Genomic DNA, 22,618 nt, shown 5'->3' with positions numbered 1-22,618 from the left:
TCCCAGACCTACGATCCGGAAGGGAACCCCTATAGTGCCCGATCGCGCGTTACTGCCCGTTGCCCCGGCTGTGGTGGCCCCGGTGGCTGCCTCGGTCGGGGTTGACCCCGTGACCCTGGCGGATCTGCTGCGGGTGGCGAACTCCCCGGGCTTCGAGCGGTGGCGGGAGCAGGTACGCCGTACCGGCGGCTGCTCGGACCCCATCCACCTGTCCGGCCTGACCGTCACCCGCGACCGCGCCTCGGGCAACGTCCTGTACTCGTACTCGACGGCCGGGGAGCCGGGCGGCCGGCTGCGGGTGGCGTGCGGGAACCGGCGTGCTTCGCGGTGCCCGTCGTGCGCGTGGCTGTACGCCGGGGACACCTTCCACCTGATCCGCGCCGGGCTGTCGGGTGACCCGGCCAAGGGCACTCCCCGCACGGTGCGTACGCACCCGAAGGTGTTCGCCACGCTGACGGCCCCCAGCTTCGGGCCGGTCCACAACCGCCCCGCCTCCGGGCGCTGCCGCTGCGGGGCCGCCCACACGGAAGGCGCTGCGGAGCTGGGTACGGCCTTGGACCCGGACCGGTACGACTATGCGGGTGCGGTGCTGTGGAACAACCACGCCGGGGACCTGTGGCGGCGTTTCACGATCTACCTGCGCCGGGAACTGGCGGCCCGTGCGGGGCTGTCGCAGTCCGCCCTGGGCGAGGTGTGCCGGGTCTCGTTCGGGAAGGTCGCGGAGTTCCAGAAGCGCGGCGCGGTCCACTTCCACGCCATCGTCCGCCTCGACGGCCCCGAAGGACCCGACACGCCCCCGCCCTCCTGGGCGAGTACGGGCCTGCTGGATGAGGCGATCCGCGCCGCTGCCGCTCGGGTCTCGGTCCCGGTGCCGGCCACAGCCGAACGCCCCGCCGTGGCGCTGCACTGGGGCCCACAGGTCGATGTCCAGCCGATCACCTCGACGGTGACGGACGGCACGGAGCTGACCGAACAGGCCGTGGCCTCCTACGTCGCCAAGTACGCCACCAAGGCGGCCGAGACCACCGGCACCGTTGACCGCAGGATCGGGGAGCTCCCGGAGCTGGACAAGCTCCCGGGCCTGCCCGACCACGCCCGACGCCTGATCGAAGCCTGCTTCCAGCTCGACGCGGCGTATCCGGACCGGATGCTGGCCCGCTGGGCACACATGCTCGGCTTCCGCGGCCACTTCTCCACCAAGTCCCGCCGCTACTCCACCACGCTGGGCGCGCTGCGGCAGGTACGCGCGGACTACCGGGCCCGTCAGGAACGCCAGACCCGGGGCCTGCCCGACCCCGACGACGCCCCGGAGGGTTCCACACTGACCCTCGCGCACTGGACGTATGCCGGACACGGCCACACCCCCGGCGAATCCTGGCTCGCCGCACAGATCCACCGCGACATCACCGACAACCGGCGGACTGCCCGCGAAGCGCTCGCCGACCTGGCCGACCTGGAAGAGGGGGACTGGTGACTATGGCTGATCGATTGTTGAGCGTCGAGCAGGTTGCGGAACGGCTCGGTACCTCCGTGCGCTTCCCGCGCCGGTTGATCGAAGAGCGGCGCATCACGTTTGTGAAGGTGGGGCGGCACGTCCGCATTCCCGAAAGTGACCTTGACGCTTACGTGATGGCGAACACGGTCCTGCCGGCGACTCGTCGTCTGCGGTCGGTGGCGTGATGGCGAACTCCAAGGGCAATCGGCGTCGGTTCGGCTCGGTGCGGCAACTGCGTTCGGGGCGGTGGCAGATCCGTTACCCGGACCCCGGTACGGGTCTGCTGCGGCCGGGTGAGAGCACGTACCCGACCAAGACGGACGCCGAAGTGGCGCTGTCTCTGATCGAGGCCGACCTTACGCGCGGGCAGTGGGCCGATCCTGACGCGGGCAAGGTCAACTTCGGGGAGTTTGCCGACGCCTGGCTACGGGACCGCAAGTTGGCCGACAGCTCCCGGGAGCGGAACGAGTCGGTGATCCGGCTGCACATCAAGCCCACCTTCGGAGCAGGCACGGTGGCCGACATCACCACGTCCAAGGTGCGGGCCTGGCGTACCCGGCTGCTGGCCGGTGGCCTCGGTGAGCCGACCGTGGTCAAGGCGTACCAACTCCTGCGCGCGATCCTGAACACGGCCGTTGAGGATGAGCTGATCCGCCGCAACCCCTGCCGGATCAAGAGGGCCGATCAGTACGACGTGCCGGAACGGCCGGTGTTGACCGTCGAACAGGTCTACGCCGTGGCCGACGCCGTCCGGCCCCGGTATCGTCTGCTGATCCTGCTGGCGGCCTTCACCACGCTCCGCTTTGGTGAGCTGGCCGCGCTGCGCCGCCGCGACATCGACACCGACCGGTGCCGGGTACACGTCCTGCGCGCCCAGTCAGAGGCGCGCGGCCGACTCAAGGACAAGGCACCCAAGTCGGCGGCCGGCGTGCGCCCGGTGGCCTTCCCTGCGGAACTGCTGCCCGATGTGCTGCGTCACCTGGAGCACTTCGCCGGCAAGGGCCAGGATGGGCACGTCTTTCAGGGGCCGCAGGGTGGGCTCCTGCGGCGGAGCAACTTCCGGGACGACTGGACCACCGCGCGCGACAAGGCGGGTGTCCCCGATGGTGTGCACTTTCACGACCTGCGGCACACCGGCAACACGCTAGCGTCCTCGGCCGGGGCGAGTACCAGGGAGCTGATGGCGCGCATGGGCCACAGCACGGCGCGGGCCGCGCTGATCTACCAGCACATGACCAGTGACCGTGATCAGCACATCGCGGGTGCGCTCGGCGAGATGATCCGTAAGAGCCGGGAGGAGAGCGACCCGGGGCCTTCTGGTACGTGAGTGGCACGGCCGTGATCATGGGCAAGGGCCAGATCCAGGGAATCAAGCCCCTGATCTGGCCCTTTGTCGTGTGCCCCAGGCAGGATTCGAACCTGCGACACCGGCTTTAGGAGAGCCGTGCTCTATCCCCTGAGCTACTGGGGCGCCGGGCTGGCCGGGCCACGGCACAGTGTAGCGGCTGGGCGGGGGCGCCTCGGGGCCTCCCGGGGCGGGGAATAGGGTCGGGCGGCGGAATGTTCGGGTGGTTGAACGATCAACCAATTGGGATGGTGGGAGCGATGCAGTTCGGAATCTTCACGGTCGGCGACGTCACGACGGACCCGACGACGGGACGGACGCCGAGCGAGCACGAGCGGATCATGTCGATGGTCGCCATCGCGCAGAAGGCCGAGGAGGTCGGCCTGGACGTCTTCGCGACCGGTGAGCACCACAACCCGCCGTTCGTGCCGTCGTCTCCCACGACCATGCTCGGATACCTCGCCGCGCGCACCGATCGTCTGATCCTGTCCACCTCCACCACGCTGATCACCACGAACGACCCGGTGAAGATCGCCGAGGACTTCGCGATGCTCCAGCACCTGGCGGGCGGCCGCGTCGACCTGATGATGGGACGGGGCAACACCGGTCCGGTCTACCCGTGGTTCGGCAAGGACATCCGGCAGGGCATCGAGCTCGCGGTGGAGAACTACGCGCTGCTGCACAAGCTGTGGCGCGAGGACGTGGTCGACTGGGCGGGCCGCTTCCGCACGCCGCTGCAGTCCTTCACCTCCACCCCGCGCCCGCTCGACGGGGTGCCGCCGTTCGTCTGGCACGGCTCCATCCGCAGCCCGGAGATCGCCGAGCAGGCGGCCTACTACGGCGACGGCTTCTTCGCCAACAACATCTTCTGGCCCAAGGAGCACTTCAAACGCCTGATCGGCCTGTACCGCGAGCGCTTCGCCCACTACGGCCACGGCGCCCCCGAGCAGGCGATCGTCGGGCTCGGCGGCCAGGTGTTCATGCGCAAGAACTCCCAGGACGCGGTCCGCGAGTTCCGCCCGTACTTCGACAACGCCCCGGTCTACGGGCACGGGCCGTCGCTGAAGGAGTTCACCGAGCAGACGCCGCTGACCGTCGGCTCCCCGCAGGAGGTCATCGACAAGACGCTGACCTTCCGCGAGTCGTTCGGCGACTACCAGCGCCAGCTGTTCCTGATGGACCACGCGGGCCTGCCGCTGAAGACCGTGCTGGAGCAGCTCGACATCCTGGGCGAGCAGGTGGTGCCGGTGCTGCGTGAGGAGTTCGCCAAGGGGCGCCCGGCGAACGTGCCCGACGGCCCCACCCACCGGGCGCTGGTCGAGCGCCGCGACGCGGCGGCGCGGGCCGACGCCGAGGCGGCGGCCGGAGCCGGCACCGTGGCCGACGCGGGCGAACGGCAGAAGCAGGAGGCGGACGCATGACGAGGAACGTCACGACGGGCACGACGGCCGACGCGACGGTGGGCACCGCGGGCGGGGCGGCCGACACGACCGTGGGCGCTGCGGCCACGGCGGCCGACACGACCGTGGGCGCCATGGGCACGGCGGGCACCGCGAGGAGCCTGGTGGTCGTCACCGCCGGGCTCAGCCGCCCCTCCTCCACCCGGCTGCTCGCCGACCGCCTGGCGGCGGCGACCGCCGGGCGGGTCGCGGCCGACGTGCGGGTGGTCGAGCTGCGCGAACTCGCCACCGAGATCGCGCAGAACATGGTGACCGGCTTCCCCGGACCTCGCCTTCGCGAGGCCGTCGACGCGGTCGCGTCCGCGGACGGGCTCATCGCCGTCACCCCGGTGTTCACGGGCTCCTACAGCGGGCTGTTCAAGTCGTTCTTCGACGTCGTGGACAAGGACGCGCTGGCGGGCGTACCGGTGCTGATCGCCGCCACCGGCGGCACGGCCCGGCACTCGCTGGTCCTGGAGCACGCGATGCGACCGCTGTTCGCGTACCTGCGCGCCGTCGTCGTTCCCACCGCGGTCTACGCGGCCACGGAGGACTGGGGCGCGGACGGCGCCGCCGGTGCCGTCGCGCGCGGCACGGGCGACGGCGCGACCGGTGCCGCGACTGGTGCCGCGACTGGTGCCGCGGGAGGCGACGGTGCCCTGAACGCGCGCATCGACCGCGCGGGCCGCGAACTCGCCGCCCTGGTCGACGCCCGTCCCGTGGGGCCGGCCGCCGAGGAGCAGGTCGTGCCGTTCGCCGAACAGCTCGCGGCGCTCGCGGTCACCGACGGTTGAGGGTGAGGTGCGCGGCGCGCGGTTGACGCGGCGCGAGGGTGACCTGCGGGGCGGACGGTTGACGGTCCGCCCCGCGCGCTCGTGTGCGTGCGTACGGCGCGCGCGGACGGAGGCACCCGGGGGAGGCCGCACGCCCGTGGCACCCTGCACAACTCGTGCACCCCGTGAACCCCGTGGCACTCCGTGACACCCTCCCGCGCCCCGTGCGTCCTGGTGCGTACGGGCGGAGTGGCGCCGGTCGGCGGCTAGCGCGTCGTCGGCCCGCGGGCGCCCGGCTCGTCGAGGAACTCCACGACCGCCAGCGCGGCCACCACGGCCACCGCGACCCATGCGACGACCTGACCGGTCCGGTCGGACCACAGCAGCACCGCGAGGCACGCCGCCACCACGACGGCCCACCGCAGCGCCGTGCGGTGCCGGTGCACCCAGGGCCCGACGGCGCCGACCGTCGTCACCCCGGCGGCCTCGCGAGCCGCGGCGACGGACGACTCCCACACGTCCCTGACCCGCCGCGCCCGCCGGCCGTGACCGCTGAGCCAGGCTCCCAGGGCGACGACCACGCCCAGGGTGACGACCATCCGGACGGTCATCCGCAGAAAACGCACGAGCTGGTCGTAGACGGCGCCCGCCGCCCGCTCGTCGGTGCGCGCCGGCAGGTGGTCCCGATAGACGATCCGGAAGACGGACAGTCCCACCGCCAGGACGGCCGCGCCCGCCGCCACCGCCAGGGCCGCCGTCACCAGGGCTCTGCGCCGCCGCGCCGCCAGCAGCACCCCCGCACCCGCCAGTACAACGGTGATCGCCGGCAGCCAGTTCCCGGCCAGCTCCAGCGCCCGGAACCCCGTCCTGACCCGCCGCACGTCCCGTGACTGGACCAGCGTGAAGTCGGTGCGGGTCTCGGGGATGTGCGCGGCCACGGTCAGCCCTCGGTCCACCAGCTGCCGTTTGACCTGCGCCACGACCGGCGCCAGGTCCAGCACGACCTCGTCACCGGTCACCCGGACCGCCGTGTCGCCCTCACCGGTCAGCGCGCCGGTGAACGCCGCGTGGGCGTGCCGGTTGAGCTGCGTCCACAGCCGCGCGAACTGCTCGCTCGACACGAACCGCGCCACCGCGTCCCGTACGAGGTCCCGTACGCCGCCCGTGATCGGACCGCCGAGCGCGCCCAGCGCCTTCTTCAGCGCCGGCCGCTGCCCGGGCGCCGCGGCGGACAGCAGCGCGTCCAGGTCGATCCGCGCGGTGATCGCGTCGGTCACCCGTTCGGTGACGGCCGCCCGCACGTCGGGTTGACGCGCGAGCGGTGCCACCGTCGCCACGTAGCGGTGGGTGTCGGCCATCTCGTCGCTCACCCACACGGCGACCGCGCTCAGCGGCGCCAGCACCGCGGCCAGTGTGATGAGCAGCGCGGACAGCGGCGCGCGCCAGGCGTGGTGCGGCGAGAACCGACGGCGCAGCGCGGCGAGTTCTGCCCGCTCCCCGGCGGCGAGCGGACCGGGACCGGAGCCGTCGTCCCCGCCGGGCCCCGCGCCGCCCGCGACCGTCGCCATCCGCGTACCCCTCGCCGCCGTCCTGTCGCAGCCGATCCTGTGATCATCAGAAAACGGCGGTGAGCGCTCGTCCGCGCGCGCGATTACTGCGTACGGGCGCATGCCCGCATGGGTGTACGAGCGCGCGAACCGCCGCCGGCGTGCGCGGGTCGTCGCCGGTCACCCGTACGTGCCGCCCGCAGGCGCATCCGTGGGCCGCTCGCAAGGCGCACCCCTGGGCGTCAGCCGCCCGCCGCGCACGTCACCCGCGCGTGTACACCCCGGTCCGCAGATCCGCTCATCGGGTCACGCCAAACGGGTGGCCGTGAGTTAGCCGTATCGGAGGGGCGGTTACGCATCGTCATGTCCGAGCCGCGTCGAGTCCGCGGCCGAACACGCCGTGACCGTCATCGCCACCAGGGACGGTCGACCGATGACGGTCGCGGTCGGTTTCTCCCGTGCGCCGGCCCGTCCCCAGGGCGGACCGGCGGGCCGGAGACCGGCGGGCGCCCGGGGGCCGCCGCGGCGACCGGTACGGGGACCGGGCGCCGCGGGGCTCCCGGCCCGCGTGGCGGCTCCGGATGGGTGCACCTAGCGTGGAAGGGGCGGGGGAGCGCTGTCGCCGCGAGGAGACCCACGTCATGGCCCGTAGCACCCAGGACAGCTCCATACCGACCGCCGCAGGCGTCGGTCCGCGGCCATCGGGCCGACGCGGCGTCCACGGCTCGCCGTCCCACCGCTGGTGGGTGCTCGTCGTCATCGCCCTCGCGCAGTTGATGGTGGTCCTCGACGCGACCATCGTGAACATCGCGTTGCCCTCCGCCCAGCAGGATCTCGGGTTCAGCGACGGCAACCGGCAGTGGATCGTCACCGCCTACGCCCTGGCGTTCGGCTCCCTGCTGCTGCTCGGCGGTCGCCTCGCGGACCTCATAGGGCGCAAGACGACCTTCCTGGTGGGACTGATCGGCTTCGCGGTCGCCTCCGCCGTCGGCGGCGCGGCGCCCAGCTTCGAGGTGCTGGTCCTCGCCCGCGCCCTGCAGGGCCTGTTCGGCGCGCTGCTGGCGCCCGCCGCGCTGTCGCTGCTGACCACGACGTTCACCGACCCCAAGGAGCGCGCGAAGGCGTTCGGCATCTACGGCGCCGTCGCGGGCGCCGGCGGCGCGGTCGGGCTGCTGCTCGGCGGACTGCTCACCGAGTACCTGGACTGGCGCTGGTGCCTGTACGTCAACCTGTTCTTCGCCCTGATCGCGTTCCTCGGCGGCCTGCGGCTGCTGCAGTCCGGCGCCCCCGCCGACCGCCCCGACCTGGACCTGCCCGGCGCGGTCCTGGTCTCCGGCGGCCTGTTCTGCATCGTCTACGGCTTCTCCAACGCCGAACGCCACCAGTGGGGCGCCACCAGCACCTGGGGCTTCCTGGTGGCCGGCTGCCTGCTGCTGATCGCCTTCGTGGCCTGGCAGCGCCGCGCCCGCCACCCGCTGCTGCCGATGCGCGTGGTCGGCGACCGGGACCGCGGCGCGTCGTTCCTGGCGATGTTCATCTCGGGCGCCGGGATGTTCGGCGTGTTCCTGTTCCTGACGTACTACCTGCAGCGCACCTTGTCGTACTCGCCGGTGATGACGGGACTGGCGTTCCTGCCGATGGTCGCCGTCATCATGATCACCTCGGTGACCACCACCAACTCCCTGGTGCCGCGCTTCGGCGCCAAGCCCATCGTCCCCACCGGGATGCTGCTGGCCGCCGGCGCCATGGCCTGGCTGACCGCCCTGGACGGCCACAGCACCTACGCCGCGCACGTCATGCCGCCGCTGCTGATCATGGGCCTCGGTCTGGGCGCGATCTTCGCCACCGGCATGAACCTGGCGACCGCGGGAGTGGAGGCCCGTGACGCCGGCGTCGCGTCCGCCATGGTGAACACCTCGCAGCAGGTCGGCGGCTCCATCGGCACCTCCCTGCTGAACACCCTGGCCACCAGCGCCGCCGCCCACTACGCCAGCTCCAGGCGCCCGTCGCCCGGTGTCGCCGCACAGGCGCAGCTGCACAGCTACTCGGTCGCCTACTGGTGGTCGGCCGCGTTCTTCGCGGTGGGCTTCCTGGTGACCCTCGTCCTCTACCGCCGCGGCGTCCCCAAGAGCCTGTCCGATCCCAGCCCGGAGTCCGCGTCCGTGCCGATGTGACCGTTCCGACGCCGACCCGGCGTTAAGGGGACGGCGTGTCCGGCGCGCCCGTCTGCGCCCGCGGCGGCACCAGGGGACGACATCGGCGGCGCGCACGCTCCAGGGGCGGCGACCACATCGCGGAACGCCCCGGCCGGAAGATGGCGCGTACAGCTATCGTGCCGTCATGGCAGCCACCGGCACCGGCGCCCCGGGCGCCGACAGCACCCATGGTTCCGACGGCGCGCGCGGCGCCTCCCCTGTCGTCGCCGCCCTGCACGCCGCGAGCGTGCGCCGCTACACCACAGGGCAGGTCATCCTCGACGACGTCACCTGGTCGGTGCGCTCCGGTGAGCACTGGGCGCTGCTGGGACCCAACGGCGCGGGCAAGACCACCGCGCTGCGGCTGATCGGCGCGCTGATGCACCCGACCACCGGCTCCGTCGAGGTCCTCGGCCACCGCCTGGGCAGCGTCGACATGCGCGAGCTGCGCGCCCGCATCGGCCTGGTGTCCTCCGCCCAGAAGGTGCCCCAGGACGCCACCGCCCACACCGTCGTCCTGACCGGCCACACCGGCACCGTGCAGCCCCTGTGGCGGAAGTACGACGCCGAGGTGCGCGAACGCGCGCACGCGCTGCTCGCCGAGCTGGAGATCAAGGAGCTGGCCGAGCGCCCGTACGGCGTGTGCTCCGGCGGTCAGCGCGCCCGCATCCTGGTCGCCCGCGCGCTGATGGCCGACCCGTCGCTGCTGCTGCTGGACGAGCCCTTCAACGCACTCGACCTGCCGTCGCGCGAGGACCTCATCGACGCCATGCACCGCCTCGCGCTCACCCGCGCCAACCTGGCGACGATCACCGTCACCCACCACCTCGAAGAGCTGTCCCCGGCCATCGGGCACGTCCTGCTGCTCAAGGACGGCCGGGTGCTCACCTCGGGGCGGGCGCAGGAGGTGCTGACGGCGGCTCACCTGACCGAGTGCTTCGGCCGGCCCATCGAGGTCGGCAACCACCAGGGGCGCTGGCTGGCCAGGTCCGGCCGCGGCTGAGGCCGTGAGGCCGCGGCGGCCTCAGCGCAGCCAGGGGACGTCCGTGCCGTCCGGTCCGTGCAGCCCCTCGGCGATGATCCGCGCGATCTCACCGAGCTGCGCCGTCTGCTCCGCGCTGAGCCGGTCGAAGATCGCGCCGCGCACCGCCTGGACGTGACCGGGAGCGGTCTCCACAACCTTGTCGTAGCCCGCGTCCGTGAGCACGGCGATCTGCCCGCGCCGGTCCGACGGGCAGCTCTCCCGGCGCAGCCAGCCGTTGCCCTCCAGCCGCGAGACGGCATGCGACAGCCGTGACCGGGTGATCTTGACGCGCTCGGCCAGCTCGGTCATCCGCATGCTGCGCCCGGGGGTCTCTGACAATGTGCTCAGCAGCGCGTAGTACACATGCGGCATACCCGCGTCGCGTTGCAGCTGGCGGTCGAGGTGGTCCTCCAGCAGATAGGTGGCCTGCAGGAAGGCCCGCCACGCCGCCTGCTCCTCCGCCGTCAGCCATTCCATGCGCCCATGATACCGACACTCTTTGAAAGTTCAATAAAATGTCGCATGCGAGTGTGATGCAGGTCACATCACCGCGATGAAATATCCGGGGAGGGGCTCCCCGTTTGCACACGGTGGAAGGAAACGGGGACTGAGTCTCCGCTTCACCGGGAGCGACCGCGAAAGGAGCCAGCTGTGACCACGGATGCCGTCGCCAGCGTCAAACCGCGCACAGTACGGCTGCGCGCGGACGCCACCCGCAACCGCGAGCGCATCATCGCAGCGGCGCGCGAGGCGATCGTCGAGCACGGGCCCGACGTGGCGCTGGACGAGGTGGCCCGCAGGGCCGGCGTCGGCAACGCCACCCTCTACCGCCACTTCACCGACCGCGCCGACCTGGTCCGTCAGGTCGCCCTGTCGGTGATGACGCGCACCGCCCAGCGGGCCGAGGCCGCCCTCGCAGAGGAGCCGGACGCCTTCGACGCCCTCCACCGCTTCGTCTTCGAGGCGGCGGAGGAACGCGTGGGCGCGCTGTGCCCGATGCTCTCCGAAGCGTTCGACCGGCGCGACAGCGAGATCGCCGCGGGAACGCGGCGGATGGAGGCCTCCGTCGCCGCCATCGTCGACCGCGCCCAGTGCACGGGACGGCTGCGCGCCGACATAGCCGTCGGCGACCTGATGATCGCGCTGACGCAGCTCACCCGGCCGCTGCCGGGCACCCGCTGCGCCGGCCTGGACCGCTTCGTCCACCGGCACCTGCAGATCTTCCTCGACGGGCTGCGCGCCCCGGCGCAGTCGGTGCTCGAGGGCTCCGCCGCGACCTTGGAGGACCTGAAGGCCTGAAAATAACCAGTCGCACACGCCGACTGTCCGGCTATAGCGTTGGCGGGTTCGTCGCGGCACACCGCGCGGGCACGGCGCGCCGCACAGTCCTGCGGGAGCGCACGCCGGCGCCGCCGCCCGTGGTGGCAGACCGCAGTCGACGCCGTTGACGCCGTCGACACCGTGACGCCGTCCATCGCAGATCATCGCCGTACACCGACCACCGGCCGGGGGGCCGGGGAGCCCGATTGTCAGTGCCGTACCCGACAATCGGCAACGTGAGAGAAGTCCGCTCATCACGTCGGCGCCGGAGCCGTCGCCGGGCAGCAGCCACACGGCCCGGACGCCTTCACCGGCACCACCAGCACCACCCTTGCTGACAAACGTCCCCACGTCCTGTCACTCCGCATCCTTAGTGAGACCCGTTATGCCAGAAACACCTCAAGCCGATCCGAAGCGCTGGACAGCGCTCATATTCATCGCCATCGCCCAGCTGATGGTGGTTCTCGACGCCACCGTCGTGAACATCGCCCTGCCGTCCGCCCAGGCCGACCTCGGCATCTCCGACGGCAACCGCCAGTGGGTCGTCACCGCCTACACCCTGGCGTTCGGCGGTCTCCTGCTCTTCGGCGGCCGCGTGGCCGACCTGTGGGGACGCAAGAACACCTTCGTGGTGGGCCTGCTCGGCTTCGCCGCCGCGTCCGCAGTCGGCGGCGCCGCGGTCAACACCGCGATGCTGCTCGGCGCCCGCGCCCTCCAGGGCGTCTTCGGCGCACTGCTGGCGCCCGCCGCGCTGTCGCTGCTCGCGGTGATGTTCACCGACGCCAAGGAGCGCGCGAAGGCGTTCGGTATCTACGGCGCCATCGCCGGCGCCGGCGCGGCCGTCGGCCTGATCCTGGGCGGCGTCCTCACCGAGTACCTGAACTGGCGCTGGGCCCTGTTCGTCAACATCGCCTTCGCCGTCACCGCCGTCATCGGCGCCGCGACCGTCATCCGCGAGCCGGAGTACGGACGCAACCGCAACAGGCTCGACATCCCCGGTGTCATCCTTGCCAGCGCGGGCCTGGTCGCCCTGGTCTACGGCTTCAGCCGCGCCGAGAGCGACGGCTGGGGCGCCGGCATCACCATCGGCCTGTTCGTGGCGTCCGCGGTCCTCCTGGTGGCGTTCGCGGTGGTCGAGGGACGCGTCAAGGCGCCGCTGCTGCCGCTGCGCGTGGTCACCGAGCGCAACCGCGGCGGTGTCTACCTCTCGCTGGGCCTGGCCATCATCGGCATGTTCGGCCTCTTCCTGTTCCTGACCTACTACCTGCAGCAGGTCATGGGCTACTCGGCGCTGAAGTCCGGGTTCGCCTTCCTGCCGATGGTCGGCGGCATGATCGTGGGCTCCACCCAGATCGGCGCCCGGTTGATGCTGCGGGTCCGCCCGCGGCTGCTGATGGCGCCGGGCTTCCTGGTCGCCTCCATCGGCATGGTGATCCTCGCCCAGATCAAGGTGGACTCCAGCTACGCGGCGGTCCTGCTGCCCGGCCTGATCCTGATGGGCCTCGGCATGGGCACCGCGTTCATGCCGGCCATGAGCATGGCCACGCACGGCGTGCGGCCGGAGGACGCCGGTGTCGCCTCCGCCATGGTGAACACCTCGCAGCAGGTCGGCGGCTCGATCGGCACCGCGCTGCTGAACACCCTGGCGGCCAGCGCCACCACCTCGTGGATCAAGTCGCACGTCAAGAGCCCGTCGGACGTGAAGAACCAGCTCTTCATCAACCAGAGCGCCGTGCACGGCTACTCCGTGGCGATCTACTGGGCGTTCGGCATCCTGCTGCTCGCGTCGGTCCTGGCCTTCGTCCTCGTGGACGCCGAGGTCCAGAACACCGGCGAGCACGTGGACGGCGAGAACGCCGAGGACTTCGCGATCCCGGTCGTCGCCCACTGAGACTGCGCCGCCCGCGCCGCCGGGCCCGCTTCCGCTGAAGCCGGCCCGGCGCCCGCACCCACGGCGATGTCCCGTCTCCTTCGGTCACCCGAAGGAGGCGGGGCGTCGCCGTTTAAGGGCGAGCCGGCGGCTAAAGGCCCTCGGGCCAGTTGTACGAGGCGGGGACGCGTACCTTGTTCGCGGGCGAGCCGTACACGATGGCGATCTCGTCGTGGGCGACCAGCTTGAGCGCCGCGGGGTCGCCGCCGTACTCCTTGCCGTCGACATAGACGCGCAGCGTCTTGCCGCCGCCGGTCTTCAGCGTGCCCAGGGAGTGCGCGGAGATGGGCACGTTCCACTCGGTCATGAACTCCCCGAGGGTGAAGTCCTTCTTCACCGGGGACTCGATGTGCACCACGCCCGAGGTGTCGTGCGTGTGCAGCGGGCTGATCTGCTGCCTCAGCTCGTCGATGCCGATCTCGGCGGGGACGGTGACGGCTTTGCCGTCCACGAACACGTCCAGGTGGGTGTGGATGTGCAGCACCTGGCCCTCCTGGCCGAGCATCGGCAGCCCCGCGGCCTTGACCTGTGCGGAGGCGTCGGCGGGCGCGGGCCAGGACACGGCGGGCGCGGCGGGCTTGCCGTCGGAGGACCCCGAGGGCGCCGAGGACCCTGACGGGGACGAGGAGGCGGGGGCCGAGGCCGAGCCGCCGCCCTTGGCGTCCGTGGAACCGCCCTGGGAGTGCGACGAGCCGTCCGAACCGCACGCGGCCAGGCTCACGGCGGCGGCCAGCACGGCCGCACCGATCGCGATGCGTCGTTTCTGCATGGAGTGGGTGTCTTCCTCTTCAGCCGAGCTGGACGGAACGTTTGGCCAGCCCCATCCAGAAACCGTCGATGACGCTGCGCTGACTGCCGAGTTCGGACTCGGCCGCGCCGAGCGTAACGAACAGCGGGGCGAAGTGCTCGGTCCGCGGGTGCGCCAGCCGCCCGGCGGGCGCGGTGTGCGCGAAGTCCAGCAGGGCGTCGACGTCCTGCGCCGCCAGCGCGCGGCGCCCCCAGTCGTCGAACTCCGCCGACCAGCTCGGCGGCCCGTCCCCGGCGTGCCGCAGCGCCGCCAGGTTGTGGGTGAAGAAGCCGCTGCCCATGATCAGCACGCCCTCGTCGCGCAGCGGCGCGAGTCGCCGCCCGATGTCGAAGAGCCCGGCCGGGTCCAGTGTCGGCAGAGACACCTGGAGCACCGGTACGTCGGCGTCCGGGTACATCTCGACCAGCGGCACGTACGCGCCGTGGTCCAGGCCGCGGTCCGGCACGTCCTGCACCGGGCGTCCGGCGCCGCGCAGCAGCTTGCGCACGTCCTCGGCGAGCGCCGGGGCGCCCGGCGCCTCGTAGGCGACCCGGTAGTAGTGCTCGGGGAAGCCCCAGAAGTCGTAGACCAGCGGCAGTGTGGTGGTCGCGCCGATCGCCAGCGGCGCCTCCTCCCAGTGGGCGGAGACGACCAGGATCGCCTTCGGGCGCGGCAGCGCGGACGCCCAGGCGGCCAGTTCGCCCGGCCACACCGGATCGTCGGCGAGCGGCGGCGCGCCGTGCGAGAGATACAGGGCGGGCATCCGCCCCTCGACCGCTGCGACCATGGCGGGCCTCCTTGAAGTTTCAAGCGTATCGACAGTCACGACCCTAGTCCTGAGTGATTGAAACTTCAAACAGTGGATCAGGGGTGCCGGAAGGTGCCCGCGGGGCGCCGGCTGCGTTCAGTCCAGCCGCTTCTCGAACCACGCGACGTCGTGGTAGACGCCGAACTTGCGGCCCACCTCCCGGTACACGCCGACCTGCTCGAATCCGAACCGGCGATGGAGGCGTATCGACGCCTCGTTCGGCAAGGTGACGCCCGCGTACGCGCGGTGGACGTCCTCGTCCTCCAGTGCCGCGAACAGCCGCTCGTACAAGAGAGTGCCGATGCCGCCGCCGCCCGCGCCCGGCGCCAGATAGATGCTCGTCTCCACCGATGTCGCATAGGCGGCCTTCGGTCGGAACGCGCTGCTGGTCGCGTAACCGAGCACCTGGCCTCCCGGTCCCGGCCGTCGAGCAACCAGCAGGCGGTGCGGGCCGTCTTCAGGGTGGGAGAGCAGCCACGGCCGGCGCTCACCGGGGGTGACGGGAGTGATGTCGAACGTGATGGCGGTCTCGCGGATGTAGTGGTTGTAGATCTCCGTGAGCGCGGCCAGATCCCTCTCTTCACCAGGGCTGACCTGCACTTCCATACGAGCGGGCACCGTTCGACCTCTCAGGGTGGCGGGACAGGGTACTGCATGATCATAAAAAACAGGTGACGACATGGGAATTGTGTCCGGATTCCAGTCGTTATCCCCATCGGACGGGGCAACCGCAGAAGCGAGAGCCGCGAACCGGAAGCAGCCGATGGCGTGGCCCGCGTCCGACCGATACCGACCGCACCTTTCGTACGTAAGGGAGCTCGCATGGCAACCCGTGCCGTCGCCCGTCGACAAGCAGGCGGGACCAGCAGTGTTCGCGCCGCTGGCGGGGAAGTCGCCGACCGCGACCTCGTCGGCATGTACCTGGACGAGATCGCGCGAACCCCGCTGCTCGACGCCGCCCGCGAAGTCGAGCTGTCGCGCGTCATCGAGGCCGGCGTCTACGCCGAGCGCATCCTCGCCGGCGACGTCGACCTGCCCGCGAACGCCGGCGGCGGGGCCGAGCGCGAGGAGCTGGAGGCGCTCGTCGCCGCGGGCGAGCGCGCCAAGGACGTCTTCATCCGCTCCAACCTGCGCCTGGTGGTCGCCGTCGCCCGCCGCTACCCGCGCAGCGGCCTGCCGCTCCTGGACCTGATCCAGGAAGGCAACGCCGGCCTGGTCCGCGCCGTGGAGAAGTTCGACTACGCCAAGGGCTTCAAGTTCTCCACCTACGCCACCTGGTGGATCCGCCAGGCCATCACCCGGTCGATCGCCGACCAGTCCCGCACCATCCGGCTGCCCGTGCACCTGGTGGAGGAGCTCGGCCGCATCCGCCGCGTGCAGCGCGAGTTCAACCGGGAGAACGGCCGCGACGCCGAGCCCGCCGAGATCGCCGCGGAACTCAGCTCCACCCCCGAGCGCGTCTCCGACGTTCTGGACTGGGCCCGCGACCCGGTGTCCCTCAACATGTCGGTGGACGCCGAGGGCGAGACCGAGTTCGGGGACCTGGTGGAGGACGGAGCGGCGCCCTCGCCGGAGGACTCCGTGCTCGTCATGCTCCGCCGCGAGGAGCTCGACAGCCTCATCGACCGGCTCGACGACCGCACCGCGTCCATCATCCGCGCCCGCTACGGCATCGTCGACGGCCGCGAGCGCACCCTCACCGAGGTCGGCAAGGAACACGGCCTCACCCGCGAGCGCATCCGCCAGATCGAGAAGCACGCGCTGGCCGACCTCAAGCGCATGGCCCGCGCCACCGGCCTCGACTACGAAGCCGCCTGACCCGACGGGCCCCCGCGTGGGGCCCCGCAGACCCGGACCCCGGTGCATCCCCCCCCGCGCCGGGGTCCGGCCTGTGTCCGGACACCCGAACCCGGCGCGGGGTGAGAACCTGCATCCATGAGCGACGACACGGCCGGCCCCCACCCACAGGAGCCGCACCACGACGGCCTGGGCACCCGCCTCAACTGGCTGCGCGCCGCCGTCCTCGGCGCCAACGACGGCGTGGTGTCCACCGCCGGCCTCGTCGTCGGCGTCGCCGGAGCGACCGACTCCCGCTCTGCCCTCCTCACCGCGGGCCTGGCGGGACTGCTGGCCGGCTCCCTGTCCATGGCGGCCGGCGAATACGTCTCGGTGAGCACCCAGCGCGACTCCGAACAGGCAGCCCTCGCCCTGGAACGCGAAGAACTGGCCACCACCCCCCAAGCCGAACTCGACGAACTCACCGGCCTGCTCCAGGACCGCGGCATCAGCCACGACCTCGCCCGCGAGGTCGCCGAACAACTCACCGCCCGCGACGCCCTGGGCGCCCATGCCCGCGTCGAACTCGGCATCGACCCCGAGGAACTCGCCAACCCCTGGCACGCGGCCTGGGCCAGCTTCGTGGCCTTCACCGTCGGAGCGCTCCTCCCGCTGCTGGCCATCGTGCTGCCGTCGGCCCACTGGCGGCTGGCCGTCACCGTGGTGTCGGTCCTCATCGCACTGGTCGCCTGCGGTTGGGTGAGCGCCCGCCTCGGCGGCGCCCCCGTCCGCCCGGCAGTCATCCGCAACGCCGCCGGCGGAGCCCTCGCCATGGCCATCACCTACGCGGTCGGCACGCTCCTCGGCGCCAGCGGCGTCTGAGCCCGACAGGTGCACCCGCCGGCCGGGAGCGAGCCCGGGCGTCCGGAGCGGTCACCGCCGACCGCGTGCCTCCAGCCCCACTCCCGCGGCCACCGCCGCAGCGCACACCAGCCCCGCCCACAACACCGCGTGCGACCCCGCCACCGTGCACGCCAGAACGCCCACCGCCGCCACCGGCAGGATCAACTGCTGCGCCAGGCCCTGCTTGTAATGACGCGCGTGCAGCGCCCACACGGTCAGCAGGAAGACCACCGTCGGCACGGTCACCGCCGCCGAAGCGGCATGCGTGGAGATCTCCGCCTTACCCGTCGCCTGCTCGACCGCGATCTCCACCCCCGCCCCGATCGCCGCTGCCGAACCGAACACCGCGAAATGCCCGTACCCCCACAAGAACGCCTGCCTGTTGGAGGCCAGGTGGTCGTGGATGGGAACCGCGAAGTAGATCCACCACGCCGCGAACACGATCAGCAGACCCCCCACCGCGATCGGCACCAGCTGCGCCGACGTCCCGTGCTCGTCGGCGGCCGACTGCACCGCGACGGTCGCCGCCGACACCGATTCCCCGAGCACGATGATCGTGAAGAGCCCGTACCGTTCGGCGATGTGGTGGGGATGCCACGACGTGGGCGCGCTCATCTCCGCCAGCGGCGGCACCGCCAGTTCGGCGACAGCCAGCAGCACGAACGCCCACACCGGCGGCGCACCGTGGGGCAGGAGCAGGATCATCCAGCCGACCTGGCACAACGTCACCCCGCCCGCGTACCGCAGCGCCGTCACTCTGCTCCCGGCGGCGGCATGGTCCCGGGCGGCCCAGGCGGCCCGGAGCCACTGCGTCACCAGCGCCAGCCGCATCACCGCGTAGCCGATCGCCACCAGCCGGAAGTCGCTGTCGTCGAACGCCCGCGGCACGCCTGCGGCCAGGATGAGGACACCCACGATCTGTACGAGTGTGGTCACGCGGTACGGCACGTCGTCGGTGTCGTAGGCGGAGGCGAACCACGAGAAGTTCATCCACGCCCACCAGATGGCGAAGAAGACCATCAGATAACCGACCACTCCGTGCCCCGTGTCGCCTTCGGCGACGGCGTGCACCAGCCGGGTGCCGGCCTGCGCCACCGCGACGACGAAGCACAGATCGAAGAACAACTCGAGCGGCGTGGACGCCCGGTGCCGCTCGGAACGGCTCCGTGCCGTCATTTTGTGCAAGACGCCGGCACGCTGGAGGGGAGCGGTCGGGCCGGACGGCGAAGTGGGATCACTCATGGAAGACACCATGGGGCAACCGTGGCCCCGGCGCAGCTCAACTCGCCCCTCGGGCCGACCGTTCCGGTTCGGGCCCGTCCAGGTGCCCGGTCTCCAGGAAGCGTTCCAGGCGTGCCGTGTAGGGGCCGATGCCGATGCCCTGCTCCGCCAGCCAGGCGTCCGAGTAGTACTTCTCGACGTACCTCTCTCCCGGGTCGCAGATCAGCCCCACCACGCTGCCGTGCCGACCTGCCTCACGCATCTCCGAGATGATCCGGAACGCCGCCCACAGCCCCGTCCCCGTCGATGCGCCGGCGCGGCGCCCGAGGAGGCTTTCCAGGACGCGGACGGCTGCGATCGACGCGGCGTCGGGGACGCGCATCATCCGGTCGATCGCGCCCGGCACGAAGCTCGGCTCCACGCGCTGCCGTCCGATGCCCTCGATCCTGGACCCTTTGTCGGTCGTCGCGGACGGGTCGCCGTCCCGCCAGCCCGGGAAGAACGCCGAGTTCTCCGGGTCGGCCACGCAGATCCCGGTCGTCGCCCGCGCGTAGCGGACGTAGCGGGCCAAGGTCGCCGAGGTTCCGCCCGTCCCCGCCGTGGCGACGATCCACTCCGGTACCGGATGACGCTCCTCCGCCATCTGCCGGAAGATCGACTCGGCGATGTTGTTGTTGCCCCGCCAGTCGGTCGCCCGCTCCGCGTACGTGAACTGGTCCATGTAGTGGCCGCCCGTCTCGCGTGCCAGCCTCGCCGCCGTCTCGTACACCTCGCACGGGTCGTCCACCAGGTGACATCGGCCCCCCTGGAACTCGATCAGCTCCACCTTGGCGCGCACGGTCCCACGCGCCATCACGGCCACAAAGGGGACACCGATCAGCCGGGCGAAGTACGCCTCCGAAACGGCCGTAGACCCGCTCGAGGCCTCGATCACCGGGTGTCCCGGGCGGATCCACCCGTTGCACAGCGCGTACAGGAACAGCGAACGGGCCAGGCGGTGCTTGAGCGACCCGGTCGGATGCGTCGACTCGTCCTTCAGATAGAGGTCGACGCCCCAGTCCGCCGGGAGCGGCACTGACAGCAAATGGGTATCGGCGGACCGGTTGGCGTCGGCATGGACCTTCGCCACAGCATCGCTCAACCAGAGACGGTACGGGCGGTCGCTTCGGTCGATGTCCACCTCCCCCGCGTGGAGCGCGTTGTGCGGCGGGGCGGGGGACCGCGTCGGATCGGGCGTCGTCATGAGGCCAGGTATATCCGCCGGCCCGCCTCAAACGGACACTTGGAGCATCTCCGTACACCCCCTTGGACCGGACGGCGGCGTCAGGGGCGGAGAGCGCGTCGTACCCTGGGGGCATGAGCACAGCCGACGACCGCACGGACGCCTCACCTGCCGCCGCCGGCTCCGGCGTCGGGGCGCCATCCTCGGACGGCCGGCGAGCGGCGTCCGGCAACGCGGCTGCATCCGGTGCCGAAGTCCCCGCCGGAGGCGCCGCCGCGCCGTCACCCGCCGCGGCCGGCTCCGCGCTCGTCTTCGACGATCCACTGGACCGCCGTTCTCCCGACGACTCCGACCGCGGCTGGGGAAGCTCATCCTCCGACGGCTTCGATGACGACTTCACGCGGTTCATCAACGAGAAGCCGCCCCACCACCTCTGAAGACGTTCGGCCACCCACTGCGCGCCGTTCCACAGCCGGGCCGCCGCGGCGGCCGTCTTCTCCACGAGCCGATCCAGCGCCGTGCTCAGTTCGTTCAGCACAGTGTCACCGCCAGAGGAGACGAGGCCGCTGCTCCGGACAGAGCAGCCGCAGTACGGCGCGGGACGCTCAGGACCACCAGGGTCCCGCCGGGGACGCCATCGGCCCGGCCGGTGAGCGCCGCTGCGAAATCAGAGGAGTCGGCACTGCCTGTGGCCTCGCTCGGGTCCGTGGACTTGAGCGACGGCACGGCGACGACCGTGGCTCCGGTGGCGACGACCCGTGACGCTGCCAGCACGTCCACCTTGTCGCCGGGACGCAGCATGCCGGCGACAGCGGTGTCCGCGATTCTCACGGGTGCGCGCACGACCACGTCGCTCGGTGGCGGATGGTGGGCTGTTGTTCGTGACGGTGCGGGAGGAGGCGACGATGGGCCTGCCGAAACACGGGCCGGGGCGTCGCCGCGGGCGGCTGACACCGCGAACGCCGCTGACGCCACGGCGAGGCTCGCGGCGAGTACCCGGCGTCGGCCGAACAAGTGGCGCGCGAGCCGGCTGACGCCCGGGACGGGCGGCACGATCGGCTCGAAATGGGGGACATCGTGCCGCGGCGGCAGATGCGGCTCGGGCACCGGCGGGGCAGGGGAGACGCAGGGCAGAGCGGGCCTCGCCGCTCGCGACGGCGCGTACGGCGAGTGCGTGGGCCGCGCACGGACCGGGGTACGGCTGGAGAAGGACATGACGGATCACCGCCTGGCAGGGAGCGGACGCCGACCACGGACCGGGCCGACGCCGTCCACTTTCGCTCAGCGAACCGACATCGTGCCGAGCCGCCTGTGGATAACCCACAGCCTGTGGATAACTTTCCGGCCCTTCGCACGGCGACGGGCAGAATGGGTCCTGCGGAGCCGAGCGACCCGAGCAAGGCGGGCTCGGGCGCCGGGTCGCCGTCCGCCCCGCGCCGCCCGTCGGCGCGACACTGCCGCGCGCCGGCGGCATGTCTGGCGGACGAGTGCGGTTACGGCAAGCTGATGCCCGGCTCCTGGCCGCCGAGCGGATTCACGCAGAGGCACTTCCGCGTGTCGTTGTCGGGCAGCGCGCCGATCACGTCGAAGAACGTGTCGCGCATCCGCCCCACATTCGCCGCGAACACCTCCAGCACCTCTTCGTGCGACACGCCCTCGCCCGTGTCAGCGCCCGCGTCCAGGTCGGTGACCAGCGTCAACGATGTGTAGCAAAGCCCGAGTTCACGGGCGAGCACCGCCTCCGGGTGTCCGGTCATCCCCACCACCGACCACCCCTGCGCCGCATGCCACACCGACTCGGCGCGCGTGGAGAACCGCGGGCCCTCCACGACGACCAAGGTTCCGCCGTCCACGGCCTCCCAGCCGCTTGCCCGCGCGGTGTCGATCGCGGCGCGCCGCCCCACCGGGCAATAGGGGTCGGCGAACGTCACATGGACGACGTTCGGAACCTGCCCGTCCGGCCGCACCTCGCCGTCGAAGTACGACTGCGCGCGCGATTTCGTACGGTCCACGAGCTGGTCGGGCACGAGAAGCGTGCCGGGGCCGTATTCCGCCCGCAGCCCGCCCACGGCGCACGGCCCGAGAACCTGCCGTGCCCCGACCGAGGCCAGCGCCCAGAGGTTCGCCCGATAGTTGATCTTGTGTGGCGGCAGGTGATGCTTACGTCCGTGCCGCGGAAGGAACGCCACCTTCCGCCCCGCGACCTCGCCGAGGAACAGCGAATCGCTGGGAGGACCGTACGGGGTCTCGACTGTGACTTCCCTCACGTAATCGAGAAACGAGTAGAACCCCGAGCCGCCGATCACGCCGATCTCGGCCGCTGCCTGCACTCCGCTGCTGCTCTGCGCCATGGCGATCACCCTATGCGGCGAAACCGGCGGCACGAACCCCCGCCGTGGTGGCGACGGGGGTTCGTAAGATCTTCGTCAGGCTTCGCGGCCGCGTGGGCGGGCCGGCGTGCTCGCGAACGTGCTCGCGCTGTTCTCAGGCCGCCGAGGTGCTGCTGGAGGACGACGAGGAGGATGCGGAAGCGGAACCAGAGGACGAGGACGTCGACTCCGACGTGGACGAGCCGCTGGACGACTTGGTGTCCGAACCGCTGCTCTTGGCCGCCGGGCTGCTGCTCGTCGACGAGCCGCGGCTGTCGGTCCGGTAGAACCCGGAACCCTTGAAGACCACGCCCACCGCCGAGAAAACCTTGCGCAGGCGTCCATCGCAGTTGGGGCACACGGTGAGTGCGTCATCGGTGAACTTCTGCACCGCCTCAAGGGCTTCGCCGCACTCGGTGCACTGGTACTGGTACGTCGGCACTTGCTCCTCCTGGCACTCGCAT

The 22,618-nt window shown here is 71.6% G+C and carries 22 protein-coding genes and 1 tRNA gene; 12 read left to right on the top strand and 11 right to left on the bottom strand.

The window, feature by feature from the left end:
• Positions 1–73: 73 nt before the first annotated feature.
• Genes repSA through VSR01_RS14525 form a run of 3 tightly spaced genes read left to right on the top strand, consistent with a single transcriptional unit; the run spans position 74 to position 2,822 of the window.
• The gene (gene repSA / locus VSR01_RS14535; RefSeq protein WP_326449628.1) at positions 74–1,474 is read left to right on the top strand and encodes a replication initiator protein RepSA; all 1,401 of its coding nucleotides are present in this window, start codon (positions 74–76) and stop codon (positions 1,472–1,474) included.
• A gap of 2 nt (positions 1,475–1,476) precedes the next feature.
• Positions 1,477–1,680 carry a helix-turn-helix domain-containing protein gene (locus tag VSR01_RS14530; RefSeq protein ID WP_326449627.1) on the top strand — a complete coding sequence of 68 codons (204 nt, stop codon included), beginning with the start codon at positions 1,477–1,479 and terminating at the stop codon, positions 1,678–1,680.
• Positions 1,680–2,822, top strand: coding sequence for a tyrosine-type recombinase/integrase (locus VSR01_RS14525; RefSeq protein ID WP_326449626.1), 1,143 nt, complete (start codon positions 1,680–1,682; stop codon positions 2,820–2,822). The genes VSR01_RS14530 and VSR01_RS14525 overlap by 1 nt, the downstream gene beginning before the upstream one ends.
• Before the next feature lie 71 nt (positions 2,823–2,893).
• On the opposite strand, the gene VSR01_RS14520 is transcribed toward VSR01_RS14525, so the two are convergent.
• Positions 2,894–2,966: transfer RNA gene (locus VSR01_RS14520), tRNA-Arg, on the bottom strand.
• Positions 2,967–3,100: 134 nt separating this feature from the next.
• Between VSR01_RS14520 and VSR01_RS14515 the strand changes: the two genes are divergently transcribed.
• A complete protein-coding gene (locus VSR01_RS14515; protein ID WP_326449625.1) occupies positions 3,101–4,261 on the top strand; it encodes an LLM class flavin-dependent oxidoreductase in 1,161 nt (386 codons plus the stop codon).
• A 113-nt stretch (positions 4,262–4,374) separates the two neighbouring features.
• Positions 4,375–5,073 (top strand): CE1759 family FMN reductase, encoded by a 699-nt coding sequence (locus VSR01_RS14510; protein WP_326453664.1) that lies wholly within the window; start codon positions 4,375–4,377, stop codon positions 5,071–5,073.
• Between the two features lie 245 nt (positions 5,074–5,318).
• Here the strand turns inward: VSR01_RS14510 and VSR01_RS14505 are convergent, their stop codons facing one another.
• Positions 5,319–6,620: a hypothetical protein gene (locus VSR01_RS14505; protein ID WP_326449624.1), complete on the bottom strand. Its 1,302-nt coding sequence runs from the start codon at positions 6,618–6,620 to the stop codon at positions 5,319–5,321.
• Between the two features lie 620 nt (positions 6,621–7,240).
• On the opposite strand from VSR01_RS14505, the gene VSR01_RS14500 reads away from it, so the two are divergent.
• Complete coding sequence (locus VSR01_RS14500; RefSeq protein ID WP_326449623.1) at positions 7,241–8,773, top strand: MFS transporter; 1,533 nt, start codon at positions 7,241–7,243, stop codon at positions 8,771–8,773.
• Between the two features lie 166 nt (positions 8,774–8,939).
• Positions 8,940–9,797 (top strand): ABC transporter ATP-binding protein, encoded by an 858-nt coding sequence (locus VSR01_RS14495; protein ID WP_326449622.1) that lies wholly within the window; start codon positions 8,940–8,942, stop codon positions 9,795–9,797.
• 21 nt (positions 9,798–9,818) lie between these two features.
• Here the strand turns inward: VSR01_RS14495 and VSR01_RS14490 are convergent, their stop codons facing one another.
• Positions 9,819–10,295: a MarR family winged helix-turn-helix transcriptional regulator gene (locus VSR01_RS14490; RefSeq protein WP_326449621.1), complete on the bottom strand. Its 477-nt coding sequence runs from the start codon at positions 10,293–10,295 to the stop codon at positions 9,819–9,821.
• Between the two features lie 174 nt (positions 10,296–10,469).
• Here VSR01_RS14490 and VSR01_RS14485 point away from each other — a divergent pair, with 174 nt between their 5' ends.
• Together VSR01_RS14485 and VSR01_RS14480 are read left to right on the top strand one after the other, a co-directional pair.
• On the top strand, positions 10,470–11,117 hold the full coding sequence (locus tag VSR01_RS14485) for a TetR/AcrR family transcriptional regulator (RefSeq protein WP_326449620.1): 648 nt from the start codon (positions 10,470–10,472) through the stop codon (positions 11,115–11,117).
• Between the two features lie 406 nt (positions 11,118–11,523).
• Positions 11,524–13,029 (top strand): MFS transporter, encoded by a 1,506-nt coding sequence (locus VSR01_RS14480; RefSeq protein ID WP_326449619.1) that lies wholly within the window; start codon positions 11,524–11,526, stop codon positions 13,027–13,029.
• 130 nt (positions 13,030–13,159) lie between these two features.
• On the opposite strand, the gene VSR01_RS14475 is transcribed toward VSR01_RS14480, so the two are convergent.
• The 3 genes from VSR01_RS14475 to VSR01_RS14465 form a co-directional block, all read right to left on the bottom strand.
• Complete coding sequence (locus VSR01_RS14475; protein WP_326449618.1) at positions 13,160–13,837, bottom strand: hypothetical protein; 678 nt, start codon at positions 13,835–13,837, stop codon at positions 13,160–13,162.
• A gap of 19 nt (positions 13,838–13,856) precedes the next feature.
• Positions 13,857–14,642 carry a dioxygenase family protein gene (locus tag VSR01_RS14470; RefSeq protein ID WP_326449617.1) on the bottom strand — a complete coding sequence of 262 codons (786 nt, stop codon included), beginning with the start codon at positions 14,640–14,642 and terminating at the stop codon, positions 13,857–13,859.
• A 117-nt stretch (positions 14,643–14,759) separates the two neighbouring features.
• A complete protein-coding gene (locus tag VSR01_RS14465; RefSeq protein WP_326449616.1) occupies positions 14,760–15,269 on the bottom strand; it encodes a GNAT family N-acetyltransferase in 510 nt (169 codons plus the stop codon).
• Between the two features lie 216 nt (positions 15,270–15,485).
• Here VSR01_RS14465 and VSR01_RS14460 point away from each other — a divergent pair, with 216 nt between their 5' ends.
• Positions 15,486–16,481: a sigma-70 family RNA polymerase sigma factor gene (locus tag VSR01_RS14460; protein ID WP_326449615.1), complete on the top strand. Its 996-nt coding sequence runs from the start codon at positions 15,486–15,488 to the stop codon at positions 16,479–16,481.
• A gap of 117 nt (positions 16,482–16,598) precedes the next feature.
• Positions 16,599–17,321 carry a VIT1/CCC1 transporter family protein gene (locus VSR01_RS14455; RefSeq protein WP_326449614.1) on the top strand — a complete coding sequence of 241 codons (723 nt, stop codon included), beginning with the start codon at positions 16,599–16,601 and terminating at the stop codon, positions 17,319–17,321.
• 51 nt (positions 17,322–17,372) lie between these two features.
• On the opposite strand, the gene VSR01_RS14450 is transcribed toward VSR01_RS14455, so the two are convergent.
• Entirely contained in the window at positions 17,373–18,584 is a 1,212-nt protein-coding gene (locus tag VSR01_RS14450; protein ID WP_442785464.1) for a low temperature requirement protein A, read from the bottom strand.
• 37 nt (positions 18,585–18,621) lie between these two features.
• Complete coding sequence (locus tag VSR01_RS14445) at positions 18,622–19,806, bottom strand: PLP-dependent cysteine synthase family protein (protein ID WP_442785463.1); 1,185 nt, start codon at positions 19,804–19,806, stop codon at positions 18,622–18,624.
• A gap of 113 nt (positions 19,807–19,919) precedes the next feature.
• On the opposite strand from VSR01_RS14445, the gene VSR01_RS14440 reads away from it, so the two are divergent.
• A complete protein-coding gene (locus tag VSR01_RS14440; RefSeq protein ID WP_326454013.1) occupies positions 19,920–20,222 on the top strand; it encodes a hypothetical protein in 303 nt (100 codons plus the stop codon).
• A 94-nt stretch (positions 20,223–20,316) separates the two neighbouring features.
• Here VSR01_RS14440 and VSR01_RS14435 read toward each other — a convergent pair whose 3' ends face one another.
• From VSR01_RS14435 to VSR01_RS14425, 3 genes are all read right to left on the bottom strand, one after another.
• On the bottom strand, positions 20,317–20,616 hold the full coding sequence (locus tag VSR01_RS14435) for a hypothetical protein (RefSeq protein ID WP_326449611.1): 300 nt from the start codon (positions 20,614–20,616) through the stop codon (positions 20,317–20,319).
• A 662-nt stretch (positions 20,617–21,278) separates the two neighbouring features.
• Positions 21,279–22,136, bottom strand: a complete 858-nt coding sequence (locus VSR01_RS14430) for an S-methyl-5'-thioadenosine phosphorylase (protein WP_326449610.1) — start codon at positions 22,134–22,136, stop codon at positions 21,279–21,281.
• A 133-nt stretch (positions 22,137–22,269) separates the two neighbouring features.
• A complete protein-coding gene (locus tag VSR01_RS14425) occupies positions 22,270–22,596 on the bottom strand; it encodes an FmdB family zinc ribbon protein (RefSeq protein WP_326449609.1) in 327 nt (108 codons plus the stop codon).
• Positions 22,597–22,618: the final 22 nt, after the last annotated feature.

Origin of the sequence: Actinacidiphila sp. DG2A-62 (assembly GCF_035825295.1) — a bacterium.
Lineage (GTDB): Bacteria > Actinomycetota > Actinomycetes > Streptomycetales > Streptomycetaceae > Actinacidiphila.
Note: the sequence above shows the minus strand (reverse complement) of the source record. Positions and strands in the feature narration are given on the sequence as shown.

What these genes read in the sequence shown, in the direction of transcription:
- VSR01_RS14465 (WP_326449616.1), bottom strand. Translation starts at nt 15,269, where the DNA reads ATGGAAGTGCAGGTCAGCCCTGGTGAAGAGAGGGATCTGGCCGCGCTC.
- VSR01_RS14430 (WP_326449610.1), bottom strand. Translation starts at nt 22,136, where the DNA reads ATGGCGCAGAGCAGCAGCGGAGTGCAGGCAGCGGCCGAGATCGGCGTG.
- VSR01_RS14515 (WP_326449625.1), top strand. Translation starts at nt 3,101, where the DNA reads ATGCAGTTCGGAATCTTCACGGTCGGCGACGTCACGACGGACCCGACG.
- VSR01_RS14445 (WP_442785463.1), bottom strand. Translation starts at nt 19,806, where the DNA reads ATGACGACGCCCGATCCGACGCGGTCCCCCGCCCCGCCGCACAACGCG.
- VSR01_RS14475 (WP_326449618.1), bottom strand. Translation starts at nt 13,837, where the DNA reads ATGCAGAAACGACGCATCGCGATCGGTGCGGCCGTGCTGGCCGCCGCC.
- VSR01_RS14480 (WP_326449619.1), top strand. Translation starts at nt 11,524, where the DNA reads ATGCCAGAAACACCTCAAGCCGATCCGAAGCGCTGGACAGCGCTCATA.
- VSR01_RS14440 (WP_326454013.1), top strand. Translation starts at nt 19,920, where the DNA reads ATGAGCACAGCCGACGACCGCACGGACGCCTCACCTGCCGCCGCCGGC.
- VSR01_RS14510 (WP_326453664.1), top strand. Translation starts at nt 4,375, where the DNA reads ATGGGCACGGCGGGCACCGCGAGGAGCCTGGTGGTCGTCACCGCCGGG.
- VSR01_RS14460 (WP_326449615.1), top strand. Translation starts at nt 15,486, where the DNA reads ATGGCAACCCGTGCCGTCGCCCGTCGACAAGCAGGCGGGACCAGCAGT.
- VSR01_RS14450 (WP_442785464.1), bottom strand. Translation starts at nt 18,584, where the DNA reads ATGAGTGATCCCACTTCGCCGTCCGGCCCGACCGCTCCCCTCCAGCGT.
- VSR01_RS14525 (WP_326449626.1), top strand. Translation starts at nt 1,680, where the DNA reads ATGGCGAACTCCAAGGGCAATCGGCGTCGGTTCGGCTCGGTGCGGCAA.
- VSR01_RS14470 (WP_326449617.1), bottom strand. Translation starts at nt 14,642, where the DNA reads ATGGTCGCAGCGGTCGAGGGGCGGATGCCCGCCCTGTATCTCTCGCAC.
- VSR01_RS14500 (WP_326449623.1), top strand. Translation starts at nt 7,241, where the DNA reads ATGGCCCGTAGCACCCAGGACAGCTCCATACCGACCGCCGCAGGCGTC.
- VSR01_RS14530 (WP_326449627.1), top strand. Translation starts at nt 1,477, where the DNA reads ATGGCTGATCGATTGTTGAGCGTCGAGCAGGTTGCGGAACGGCTCGGT.
- VSR01_RS14490 (WP_326449621.1), bottom strand. Translation starts at nt 10,295, where the DNA reads ATGGAATGGCTGACGGCGGAGGAGCAGGCGGCGTGGCGGGCCTTCCTG.
- VSR01_RS14505 (WP_326449624.1), bottom strand. Translation starts at nt 6,620, where the DNA reads ATGGCGACGGTCGCGGGCGGCGCGGGGCCCGGCGGGGACGACGGCTCC.
- VSR01_RS14455 (WP_326449614.1), top strand. Translation starts at nt 16,599, where the DNA reads ATGAGCGACGACACGGCCGGCCCCCACCCACAGGAGCCGCACCACGAC.
- VSR01_RS14495 (WP_326449622.1), top strand. Translation starts at nt 8,940, where the DNA reads ATGGCAGCCACCGGCACCGGCGCCCCGGGCGCCGACAGCACCCATGGT.